The organism is Janthinobacterium lividum (genome assembly GCF_011601275.1).
In the GTDB taxonomy this organism is placed as follows: domain Bacteria; phylum Pseudomonadota; class Gammaproteobacteria; order Burkholderiales; family Burkholderiaceae_D; genus Janthinobacterium; species Janthinobacterium lividum_E.
The window spans coordinates 200,187-212,055 of record NZ_JAAOLY010000005.1 but is presented as its reverse complement, the minus strand read 5'-3'; the positions used below and the strand labels follow the sequence as shown (position 1 = coordinate 212,055).

Below are 11,869 nucleotides of genomic sequence, written 5' to 3'. Positions count from 1 at the left end.
AAGTTGTGGGCGCGCCTAGGCTGGCTGGGAGCGCATCTGGGGCGCCATCTTACCTTGCAGATGCACATCGATCAAGGCAAGCAGGCGCTCGATCAGCTGGGGCGGCATGTCGTGCCCCATGCCTTCGATCACCTCGAGCCGGGCGCCCGGGATCAGCGCCGCCGTATCGATGCCGCAGGCGACGGGGATCAGAGGGTCGGCCGCGCCATGGATCACGAGCGCCGGGCAACTGATGCTCGGCAACAAGGCCGTGCGCTCGCCCGAGGCGGCGATGGCCACCATCTGCCGCGCCACGCCTTCCGGGCAGCTGCCCCGCTGCAACGCCGCTTCGATGCGCTGGTACAGCAGTTTTTCCGACACGGGATAGGCGGGACTGCCGATGACGCGCACGGTAGCCGCCATGTGCGCCATCAGTTCGGCGCGGCTGGCGTTGCGTTTCGGGCGTTGCAACAAGGCATTGCGCGCGGCCCGCGTGGGGCCGGGCAAGCCGCGCCGGCCGCTGCTCGACATGATGGACGTCAAGCTTAGCACCTGCAGCGGCGCGCGCGCCGCCATCACTTGCGCGATCATGCCGCCCATCGACACGCCGATCACGTGCGCCTGTGCAATGCGCAGGGCCGCCAGCAAGCCGAGCGCGTCATCAGCCATGTCATTGAGGGTGTAGGAAGTTTTCAGGGGCCAGCCCAGCAGGTTTTTCACGTAGGCCAGCGGCAGATACGGTTTGCCCGCCTGCGCCATCTTGCTCGACAGGCCGCTGTCGCGGTTGTCGAAACGCAGCACGCGAAACCCTTGTTCGACGATGCCTTCGACGAAGTCCGCCGGCCAGGCAATCAGTTGCATGCCCAGGCCCATGACGAGCAGCACGCACGGATCGTTGGGGTCGCCGTGGCTTTCATAAGCTATGTTGAGGCCGTTCGCCATGATGGTTGCCATGATTGCCTCTTTTCCAGGAACCAGCACGCAGGCACGATCGCTGCGGCCTTGCAATCAGCATACCACTATTGTGCTTCAGACATGAGACCGGCACGCGGTACTCAGCTGAAGTGTTGCCGCGCCGGTACGGCGCGCGGCAACTGTGCTGCAACTTACTTGGCCTTGGGCAAGGAATCGGCCAGATCCACCCACGCTTGCGGCTGCGGTTTGCCCCGTTCGCGCACGCCGAAGAAGGAAACCACTTGGGTGCCGTCCTTGTCGAAGAATTCGACGGAAGTCACGCCGCCGCGCTTGACGACCCAGCCGCTGCGCAGGGCCGTGTCGCGGATATGCAGGTTGAAGTCCGGATCGAGCACGTTGAAGAAGCCGCCGGCGGCCATGGTTTTCTCGATCTTGCCGCTGTAGATCTGCGTCAAGCCTTCGTTGCCCAGAAACACCATAATGGCGACCTTGTCCTTGGCCGCGTTTTCCAGCAGGGTGCGCAGCGCTTCAGGCGTCACGCGCTCGACCACGCCGGCCGGCGCCAGGCGCAGGGCCTGTTCGCGCGACAGATGGAATTCGCGCATGATTTGCGCGAACTGGTGCACGTCCGTCATGTCTTTCCAGGCCAGCTGGAATTCCTTGACGTCGATCTCGGCATCGGGCTTTTCAGCGGCCTTGGGCGCCACGGCCAGCACGTTCAGTTCGGCGCTTTGCTGCGGCAGGCGGAAGGTCGCCACCAATTTATCGTAGACGGCCACGCCAGGCTCGTTGCGCAGGTAGATCTTGTGCACGGCCGTGCCGTTGGCGTCAAAAAATTGCAGGCTGCGCGTCGGCTTGCCGTCGCGGCCCGCCTGTTCCACGGCAAACGCGTATTTCCAGTTTTCAAAGTGGAAACGCAGGTCGATCTGGCCGCCCAGGTAGCCGCCGGCGATATTGCGCTGGCGCGCCTCCGTTTCCGGATCCTGCTTGGCGTCGGCCTGTTCCGACTTGACGCCCGCCTGCTTGAACTTGCTGGCGACGCCCGTCGTTTCGATGACGCCGTTTTCATTGCGCGTGATCGCTTGCACGATGCCCAGGTCCAGCGCGGCGCGCATGATTTCGCGCGGCTGGTTGCCATCGGCCTGCAGGCGCGTGACACCCTTGCCGATATTGGTTGCCAGCAATTGCGCTTCGGACACATCCAGCGCGCGCGCCGCGTCGCGGATCTGCAGCTTCGGCTGTTCCGTGCGCAAGGTGGACCAGCGTTCCGCCAAAGTGGCTGGGGCCGCGCTTGCGTTTGCGATCAGCAGGCTGCCTAGCAGGGATAGAACGAGTTTGGATAACTTCATAGAGAGACCATTCAATCAAACATGGAAAAAAAGAGGGGCAAGCACCCCTCCCCGGTAAAACCTAGAAATTGACGCTGAGGCTGGCGGCCACATTACGGCCCGGCTTGGCGTAGCGCTCGATCTCGGCGCGGCTGGCGGCCGTGGTGCCCGCGGCCAGGCTGCGCGAGGCGGCGTAATCCCAGTACTTGCGATCTGTCAAGTTATAAACGCCCACGACGATCTTCGCGTTCTTGTGCACGTTCCAATAGGTCGACAAGTCGAAGATGGTGTACGACGGCACGGTAAACAAAGGCCCGGCATCGCCGATCAGCAGGTTTTCCGGCGCCTGTTTGGCGCCCGCATGCACGGCCGTCAGCGCCAGGCCGAACAGCTGGTTCGCATGATCGTAGCCGAAGGTCAAGGCCGACTTGGCCGGCGCCACCGAGTTCAGGCCGCCGCTCTCGCCCGTCTGCGTATTGAAGGAACGTCCCTTGGCCACGCCCGTCGCCAGGTCCACGTGGTAGCCCTGCATGGCAGGCGCCCAGGCGCCCAGTTCCGCGCGCAGGGTCAGCTCGGCGCCCCAGGTGCGGGCATTGCCGATGTTTTCCGGGCGGAACAAACCACGCGTGATGGTCGGGTAGTTCACCGGATCATCTTTTTGCATCACATAGTCGACCATGTCCGTGTATTCCGTCTGGTACACGGAGGCGTGCATGCTCAAGCCCTTGACGACGTCACCCTTCAGGCCCAGCTCATACGCCTTGCTGGTTTCCTTGCGCAGGTTGGCATTGCCGAGTACGGCATAGCCCTGCCCCGTGCCCGTATAGCTGAAGGAATCGTAGGTGCCCGTGCGCTCGGCCGCCGTCGGCAGGCGCGTGCCGCGCGTGAAAGTGGCGTAGGCGTTCATCTGCGGCAGCACTTCCACGGACAGGCTCAGGCTGGGCGTGAAATACGTGTCGCTTTCTTTGCGCACTTCCCTGGCCGCGTTCGGCACGGCGATCGCATAGGTTTGCAGGTTTTTCGGCTCGTTCTTGCGGTAGTCGGCACGCAAGCCTGGCGTCAGCACGGCTTTCTTGCCGGCCAAATTGAAACTGAGATCGTCGCGCACGTACAGGGCCAGCTTGATCGTGTCCATGTCTGCCATGCGGTTCTTGTTGGTGATCTGATGCTGGCCCGTGGCAACGATGACACGGTCTTCGCGCCAAGGACGGCGCGTTTTCAGCTGTTCCAGTTGCACGCCGTACAGCAGCGCGTTGTCCGCATTGAGCTGCTTGAACGCTTCCGAGCTCAAGCCTATGCTGTCGTTCTTGAAGTTGGTCTCGATGGAGCGGCGGGCCGGGCTGCCAAACGTATAGAGGCCTTGCGTCTGGTCTTCGGTTTTCGCATTCTGCAGATACACTTTCGACGTCAGGCGGTCGAACAGGGCGAAATCCTTGAGCACCACGTCGTGGCCCAGGCTGACGCGCGTGCGCTTGGTGGTGGAATCTTGCTGCACGCCGGTCGGATAATACGTGCTGACCTTGCTGCGCAGATCGCGCTTGTTCTTGCGCTCGAACATGTCGACCGTCAAGTCCAGCTTCTGTTCGCCAGGCAAGGTCCACACCAGCTTGGACAGCAAGGCGTTCGAATGCCAGTCGTCGGGATTGGACGGCGTGGTGCCGCGGCTGTCCATCTGCTCGCCATCGCGGTGCACGTACACGGCCAGGCCCTGCAAGGCGACGCCGATCCTGGCGGCGCCCGTCAAGGTGTGCGCATTGCTGCGGTCGGCCGTGGCGCGGCCGTATTTATAGGCCACGTAATGGTCTTGCCCCTCGCCCAGGTAATCCTCGGGCGACTTGGTGACGAAGGCCACGCCGCCGCCCAGGCCAGGGCTGGCGCCGCTGACGGCTGTCGTGCCCGAATCGATGCGCACTTCGCGGAAGGTTTCAGGATCGAAATAGTCACGGCCCGTGCCGAAGGCGTTGAGGGTATTGGCGTCGGGCTTCGGCGCCGCATCGGGCAAGGAAATACCATCGACATCGAGGCTGACCCGGTTGCCTTCCAGGCCGCGGATGTTGTAGCCCGTATTCCCAGAGCCATCCCACACGCTGCCGCTGCCCGAGGCCGCCGCTGGCGCGCTGATCAATGGTAAATAACGCACGATGCCACCCATCTCGGTGACATTGCGGCGCTCCAGATCTTCCGCCGTCACAACCGTCCTGGTGCCAGCTCGGCGCGCGTAATCCTGCTGGGCCTTGACGACGATTTCCGGGAAGACTGGCAGCTTGGCCGGCTCTTGCGCCGCCACGCCCGCATTGATGGCGGCCGTTTGCGCGGTAGCAGGCAGCAAAGGCGCCGCGAACAAGCCCAGCAAGGCGGCGCGCAGCACCAGGTTATGGCGGCGGGCAGGCAGATGAGCTGGGGATACGACAGTTGCAGCGGTGCGCTGCGGAAGCACAGTAGTCATGATGATCCGGTCTAAGAGTAAAGGCTGGCTCTTGAACCCGGATCGATAACGATGCGCAAGGGAAGTTTGCTGGCGAAAACAATACTGTAACACGAATCATTCTCATTTGAGAATGGCAAATGGTCTAGACAGATGTTATTTCGCAACAATTATAAAAAATGCCAGCCGGGATGGCTGGCATGGCTGGCATCTTGGGTTGATGTCAGGCTGGCGGATTTGCCAGCTTGCGCGCTTCCGCCTGGGCGCGGCGGCGCTCGGCAAAGAAACGCTTGAGAAACGCGCCGCACTCATCGGCCAGCACCCCGCCGACGATGGTCGTCTGGTGGTTCAGCGCCGGCTGTTCGAACAGGTTCAGCACGGAACCGCAGGCGCCCGTCTTCGGGTCGCTCGCGCCATACACCACGCGCGCCAGGCGCGCATGCAGCATGGCGCCCGAACACATCACGCACGGTTCCAGGGTCACGTACAGCTCGCAGCCGGGCAAGCGGTAGTTGCCCAGCTTTTCGGCGGCCGCGCGCAGCGCCATCACTTCCGCGTGCGCCGTCGGGTCGTGGCGGCCGATGGGCTGGTTGTAGCCGACGGCGATGACTTCGCCATCCTTGACGACGACGGCGCCAACGGGCACTTCCCCCAGGTCCCACGCGTACTGGGCCTGCTCCAGGGCCAGCTGCATGTAGCGCGCGTCCTGCGCGCCAGCGTGCGTTTCAGTCATCGGTCACTTCTGCCCAGCAATTTGGCGTTTCATGCAGCACCAGTTTATGCAGGTGCAAGCCCGTGCCGAAATGGTCGGTAAACGCGGCCTTCAAGATGTCGAAGGCGATGCGCGCCAGGTTTTCCACGGTGGGGATGCGGTCGATGACGACAGTCTTATGGTCGGGCAGGCTGGCCAGGAAGTCGCGCACGGCCGTGTCTTTTTCGTAGACGAGGAAGGCGTGGTCCCATACGTCGACCAGGTGCTGCTTGGCCAGGGTTTTCACGTCGGAAAAGTCCATGATCATGCCATTGTCGGAATTGCCTTCCGCTTCGATGACCTTGCCGACCAGGGTGATTTCCACCGTGTAGCGGTGGCCGTGCAGGTTGCGGCACTGGCTTTTGTGGTCGGGAATGCGGTGGCCCGCGTCGAATTCGAGCTTGCGTGTGATAGTCAGCATATATTTCTTGTTAAGGTATTTGCAGGAGTTTGTGGGTTTGCAGGCTCAGCTTCCACTTCGGGTTGCTTTTGCACGTTTCGATGGCCAGCTTCATGTTGTGCGCGGCCAAAGGACCATCCATCGCCTGCACAAAAAAGTTCTCGAAGTCCAGTTGTTCGTAGGCAGCCAGGTCTTGCTGGAACTGGGGAATCACCACTTTGATTTCATTGCCTTTGTGGACGACCAGTGTCGAGCCCATCTTCGGGCTGACGCAGATCCAGTCCACGCCGGCCGGCACGGGCAAGGTACCGTTGGTTTCGATGGCGATGGTAAAGCCGACCGCATGCATGGCGTCGATCAGGGCCGTATCCAGTTGCAGCAGCGGCTCGCCGCCCGTAAACACCACGTATTTGCTCGGTGCGTAGCTGGCTGGCCACAGGCTGTCGATCAGCGCGGCCAGTTCCTCGGGCGTCTTGAATTTGCCGCCCAGTTCGCCGTCCGTGCCGACGAAATCCGTGTCGCAGAACTGGCACACGGCCGTGGCGCGGTCGCTTTCGCGGCCCGTCCACAGGTTGCAGCCGGAAAAGCGGCAAAACACGGCCGGACGGCCCGCGTGCGCACCTTCGCCCTGCAGGGTATAAAAAATCTCTTTGATGCTATAAGTCACTGTATTTCCTAAGAGCTGGCTGGCGTCATCGCGCAGGGCGTACGCACCGGTGCCGGCGCACAGCGCCGTCACCGCAAAAGCCGATTGACAACCCTCTATTATATGCCGCCATGACACTTCCCGTGCAAATGCCGTGCCCGTCACCTGCCGACGCGGCAGTCAGGAGCAAGAAAGCCACAATGGCGGGCGTAACTGCGCAGCTTTTGCGTTTAGACAATATAAATAGCCTCGAGTCAATATATTTTCTGTAATAACATTGCATGCTGGAAAACATTTAGGGAGCGAGGAAATGATGCAACGCTGGCTACGCCTGCCGTACCGCCTGAGCATTCTGGCCTGCCTGGCGGCCGCTGCACTCGCTTCCTTGCACGCCGGATACGCGGCCGGGCCGATGCTGCCGGCCGGCGCACCCTCCCCCTTGATGCTGGCCTGCGCCATCCTGCTCGGCGCGCTGGCGCTGCTGCTGTGGCGCCAACACCGCCTGGCGCTGCGCCTGGAGGCGCTGGAACAGCTGCGAGAAGAGGCAGAGCAGGTGCGCCTGACCAGCGGCCAACAACAGGCGCGCGAACAGGAACGCCTGCGCATCGGGCGCGACATCCACGACGACCTGGGCCAGCATCTGCTGACCCTGAAAATCGACCTGTCCATGCTGCAAACGAGCACGCATGGCGCGGCTCCCCAACTGGCGCAACAGCTGGCCGTGATCGCGCGCAATGTCGACCTGACCATCGCGGCGCTGCGCTGCGTCATCCATGACCTGCGCCCGCCGGCCCTCGACGCCGGCCTGCAAGCGGCCTGCGACCAACTGCTGGCCGACTTTGCGCGCACCACCGGCATCGGCTGCGGCTGCGACTACCGGCTCGACGCCGCCGCCGGCCGCGCGCATGGCGCCTTGCTGTACCACGTGGTGCAGGAAGCGCTGGCGAACATCGCCCGCCATGCACGCGCCACGCATGTCCAGCTGTGCCTGCAGCAAACGGGCGCCACCGTCGCTTGCCGCATCAGCGACGATGGCATCGGGCTGTCGGGTTCGCCGCCCCGCCTCGGTTGCGGCCTGTCAGGCATGCATGAGCGCGTGGTGGCCGCCGGCGGCAGCCTGCACATCGACAGCCGCAGCGGCGCCGGCACCACCTTGCGCGTATCGCTGCCCCTGCCAATCTGCCACGACGAGACAATGCCCCATCACTGAAAATATTGCTCGATATCAACATCATCAACGCTCGACGCTGCATCATGGCCAACGAGCCTGCCCCCATTCACGCCCAAGAAGGATGCTTTCATGCCGGATAGCCACGCACATGCCAGCGCATCGCCGTATGGTGAAGCCCAGGGTTTCGCCGTCAAGATGATGGAATTACTGGTCGTGCCCACTTTTGTACTCGACGTGCATGGCAGGGTGATGATCTGGAACCGCGCCTGCGAGCAGTTGACGGGGGTGCCGGCGGCCGAAGTACTGGGCGCGCGAGAGCCGGGCCGCTGCTTTTACAACGACGAGCGCCCCACCCTGGCCGACCTGCTGTTGGCCGGGCGCGGTGGCGACATGCGCGTCCTGCATACGCAGCAGCAATACCGCAGCAGCACGGGCAGCAACCTGTGCGCGGAAAACTGGTGCGACATGCCGCGCACGAGACGGCGGCGCTACCTGGCCGTCGATGCCAGCCCCATCTACGGCAATCACGGCGAACTGATCGCCGTCGTCGAAACCCTGCGCGACATGACGGATGAAAAGCGCGCACACGTGGAACTGGAACGCCTGGCCACACGCGATGGCCTGACGGGGCTGGCCAACCGGCGCTGCTTCGACGACACCATCCTGGCCGAGTGGCAGCGCGCCCAGCGGCAGGAGCAGCCCCTGTCGCTGCTGATGGTCGACGTCGACAATTTCAAGGAATACAACGACAACCACGGCCACCAGGGCGGCGACCTGTGCCTGCGCAAGGTGGCCGGCGCCGTGGCCAGCGAAATGCGCGCCAACGACCTGGTGGCCCGCTACGGCGGCGAAGAGTTTGCCGTCATCCTGCCGAACCAGTCGCTCAAGGGAGCGGCCATCGTGGCCGAGCGCATCCGCCAGCGCGTCGAGCGGCTGCAACTGCCACGCAAGCGTGCCGACAGCGGCTGCGTCACCGTCAGCATCGGCGCCGCCACGGCCCTGCCCGGCATTGGCACGGAACTGGGGCAACTGATCCACACGGCCGACTGCGCCCTGTACCGCGCCAAGCACCTGGGCCGCAACCGCATCAGCTTGCCGGAAACGACACTCGCGTAAGGCGTCCGTGCCCCCGTGCGCCGGCCCGGCCCGCATGGCGGCGCGCATGCTGCGGCCCGGCCACTCAATCGTCACTGCCCAGCCCGGCCGGCCCCTATGCAGGGCGGCAAGAATCTTCTATGCTGCGGCGTTGCACTTTCCACATTCCCAAAAAAAGAAGGAGCCCCCGTGTCAAGAATCATGCCCGTTTTATTACCCGCTTTCGCCCTGGCCCTGTCGGCCATGGCCTCGTCGAACCTGGGCGCCGCACCCGTCAAGCCGGCCGCCGCCCACAGCGCCGCCGCCAGCAAGGCCGACCTGCTGCCATTCAAGGCAACGGAAAAGACCCTGCCCAATGGCTTGAAGATCATCATCGTGCCGACCGGCTTCCCGAACCTCGTCTCCCTGCAGATTCCCGTGCAGACGGGTTCGCGCAATGAAGTCGAACCGGGCAAGTCAGGCTTCGCCCATTTCTTCGAGCACATGATGTTCCGCGGCACCAAAGCGTATCCGCCCGAGAAATACCAGGAAGTCATCACCCGCGCCGGCGCGCGCCAGAACGCGTATACGAGCGACGACCTGACCAATTACCACACGACGTTTGCCAAGCAAGACCTGGAAACCGTGCTGAAGGTGGAAGCGGACCGCTTCCAGCACCTCGACTACGCGGAAGACGCGTTCAAGACGGAATCGCGGGCCGTGCTGGGCGAGTACAACAAGAACAGCGCCAATCCCGTCTCGAAACTGTTTGAAGTGATGCGCGACAGCGCCTACACGACGCATACCTACAAGCACACGACGATGGGTTTTATCCAGGACATCGAAGACATGCCGAACCAGTACGCGTACTCGAAGATCTTCTTCGACCGCTGGTACCGTCCCGAGCGCACCACCATCATCATCGCCGGCGACGTGGAACCGCAGCAAGCCTTTGCGCTGGTGGAAAAATACTGGAGCGGCTGGCAGCGCGGCAAGCAGCAGGCGGCCGTGCCCGTGGAGCCAAAGCCGCAAGGCCCCGTCTACAAGCACGTGGCCTGGCCCACGCCGACCCTGCCGTGGGTGGCCGTGGGCTTCCACGCGCCCGCGTTTTCCGTGAAGGACAAGGACCAGGCCGCACTGGCGACCCTGCTGTCGCTGTCGTTCGGCCGCACTTCGCCGCTGTATAAACGCCTGGTGCAGAACGAGCAAAAGGTCGATCAATTGTTCGACATGACGCCGGAGCGGGTCGATCCGACCCTGGCGGTGCTGGGCGCGCGCGTGAAAAACATCGATGACGCCGTCTACGTGCGCGATGCCATCCTGGCTACCGTGGCGCAGCTGCGCGACACGCCAGTGAGCGACAAAGATCTGGCGGACGCCAAGTCGGCCGAAAAATACGGCCTGATCCGCTCGCTCGACAACACGGAGCAGATCGCCGGCACCCTGGCGTCCTTCGTGCATTTCGACCGTTCCTACGCCACCATCAACCAGTACTACCGCCTGATCGATACGCTCACGCCGGCCGACCTGCAGGCGGCCGCGCGCAAATACCTGACGGACGAGGGCCTGGTGGTGACGACCCTGTCGCACCAGCCGATGGCGGCCGCCATCGCCACCACGCCGAAGCTGGCCAGCCTGTTGCCGGCCGCCTCGAACGCGAAGTTCGACGTGCTGGTGCAAAAGTCCGCGCTGCCGCAAATCCGCTACAAGCTGCTGTTTATGGCAGGTTCCGCGCAAGACCCGCAAGGCAAGGAAGGCCTGGCCGCGCTGACGGCCGCGATGGTGGCGTCGGGCGGCTCGTCAGAGCGCAAGATCGACGAAGTCAATCAGGCCCTGTTCCCGCTGGCCGGCAGTTTTTCCCAGCAGACGGACAAGGAAATGACAACGTTTACGGGCTCCATCCACAAGGATAACTGGACCCAGTTCAACGCCATCGCCTTGCCCCTGCTGCTCTCGCCGGGTTTTCGCGAAGACGACTTCCGCCGTCTGAAGGATGCGCAAAAGAACGCGCTGCTGCTGGACCTGAAGGACAATAACGAAGAGGAATTCGCCAAGGAACGCCTGCAAACCAATGTGTATGCGGGCACGCCGTACGGCCACCCCGTGCTGGGCACGGTCGCCGGCATCGACGCCATCACCCTCGACGACGTGAAACAGTTCTGGAAGAGCGCGTATGCGCAAGGCGCCGTCAAGGTCGGCATTTCCGGCGATGTATCGGACGCCATGACGGCATCGCTGACGCAGGCGCTGGGCAAGCTGCCGGCCGGTTCGGGCTTGCCCGCCACCGTCAAACCCGTGGGCCGCAAGGTGAATGGCCTGCAAGTGGAAATCATCGAGAAAAACACGCGCGCCACGGCGATTTCCTTCGGCCTGCCGCTCGATGTGACGCGCACGCACCCGGACTTTCCCGCCCTGTGGCTGGCGAAGACGTGGCTGGGCGAACACCGCGCCTCGAATTCCTACCTGTACCAGCGCATCCGTGAAATCCGCGGCATGAATTATGGCGATTATGCGTACATCGAAGCCTTCCCGCGGGGCATGTTCCAGTTCTTCCCGAACCCGAACCTGGGTCGCAAGGCGCAGCTGTTCGAAATCTGGGTCCGCCCCGTGGCGCCCGACAACGCCCACTTCGCGCTGCGCGTGGCCCTGACGGAATTGAGCAAACTTATCGACAACGGCCTGACGCAGGACGACTTCGCCACCACGCGCGACTACCTGATGAAGAACGTCTTCGTCATGACGTCGACGCAGGACCAGCAACTGGGCTATGCGCTCGACTCGCAATGGTATGGCACGCCCGAGTTCACCAAGCTGATGCGTGATGGCTTGTCGAAACTGACGCTGGCGGACGTCAACCGCGCCATCCAGCAGCACCTGTCGGCGAAGAACCTGTCCGTGGTGATCGTCGCCAAGGATGCGGCCGGCTTGAAGGAAAAACTCGTCAGCGACGCGTTTTCTCCCATCAAGTACGACGGCAACAAGCCGCAGGCCCTGCTCGATGAAGACAAGGTCATCGGCGCGATGAAGCTGGGCATCGAACCGGCAGCGGTCACGGTGACGCAGGCGGCGCAGGCATTCGCCAGGTAAGCGCAGCAGAAAAAATAACGCACCAATTAAATGCAATCAAGGCCGCCAGCATAAAGCTGGCGGCCTTTTTTATGCACGAAAATGGCGCGGCGC

General features: G+C 63.1%; 9 protein-coding genes. 3 read left to right on the top strand and 6 right to left on the bottom strand.

Annotated features, from left to right (window positions below; translation table 11 throughout):
- Positions 1-15 precede the first annotated feature (15 nt).
- The 6 genes from GYK42_RS09950 to queE form a co-directional block, all read right to left on the bottom strand.
- On the bottom strand, positions 16-933 hold the full coding sequence (locus GYK42_RS09950) for an alpha/beta fold hydrolase (protein WP_166447377.1): 918 nt from the start codon (positions 931-933) through the stop codon (positions 16-18).
- Positions 934-1,085: 152 nt separating this feature from the next.
- Entirely contained in the window at positions 1,086-2,243 is a 1,158-nt protein-coding gene (locus GYK42_RS09945) for a hemin-degrading factor (protein WP_166447376.1), read from the bottom strand.
- 61 nt (positions 2,244-2,304) lie between these two features.
- Positions 2,305-4,668, bottom strand: a complete 2,364-nt coding sequence (locus tag GYK42_RS09940; protein ID WP_166447375.1) for a TonB-dependent hemoglobin/transferrin/lactoferrin family receptor — start codon at positions 4,666-4,668, stop codon at positions 2,305-2,307.
- A gap of 202 nt (positions 4,669-4,870) precedes the next feature.
- Positions 4,871-5,380, bottom strand: coding sequence for a tRNA adenosine(34) deaminase TadA (gene tadA / locus GYK42_RS09935; protein ID WP_166447374.1), 510 nt, complete (start codon positions 5,378-5,380; stop codon positions 4,871-4,873).
- Positions 5,373-5,819, bottom strand: a complete 447-nt coding sequence (gene queD / locus GYK42_RS09930; protein WP_034755997.1) for a 6-carboxytetrahydropterin synthase QueD — start codon at positions 5,817-5,819, stop codon at positions 5,373-5,375. The genes tadA and queD overlap by 8 nt, the downstream gene beginning before the upstream one ends.
- Before the next feature lie 10 nt (positions 5,820-5,829).
- Positions 5,830-6,465, bottom strand: a complete 636-nt coding sequence (queE, locus tag GYK42_RS09925; RefSeq protein WP_034755996.1) for a 7-carboxy-7-deazaguanine synthase — start codon at positions 6,463-6,465, stop codon at positions 5,830-5,832.
- 289 nt (positions 6,466-6,754) lie between these two features.
- Between queE and GYK42_RS09920 the strand changes: the two genes are divergently transcribed.
- From GYK42_RS09920 to GYK42_RS09910, 3 genes are all read left to right on the top strand, one after another.
- Positions 6,755-7,654 carry a sensor histidine kinase gene (locus tag GYK42_RS09920; protein ID WP_166447373.1) on the top strand — a complete coding sequence of 300 codons (900 nt, stop codon included), beginning with the start codon at positions 6,755-6,757 and terminating at the stop codon, positions 7,652-7,654.
- 90 nt (positions 7,655-7,744) lie between these two features.
- The gene (locus GYK42_RS09915; RefSeq protein WP_240943535.1) at positions 7,745-8,731 is read left to right on the top strand and encodes a sensor domain-containing diguanylate cyclase; all 987 of its coding nucleotides are present in this window, start codon (positions 7,745-7,747) and stop codon (positions 8,729-8,731) included.
- Between the two features lie 168 nt (positions 8,732-8,899).
- Positions 8,900-11,776 carry an insulinase family protein gene (locus tag GYK42_RS09910; RefSeq protein ID WP_166447372.1) on the top strand — a complete coding sequence of 959 codons (2,877 nt, stop codon included), beginning with the start codon at positions 8,900-8,902 and terminating at the stop codon, positions 11,774-11,776.
- The last annotated feature ends 93 nt before the right edge of the window (positions 11,777-11,869 follow it).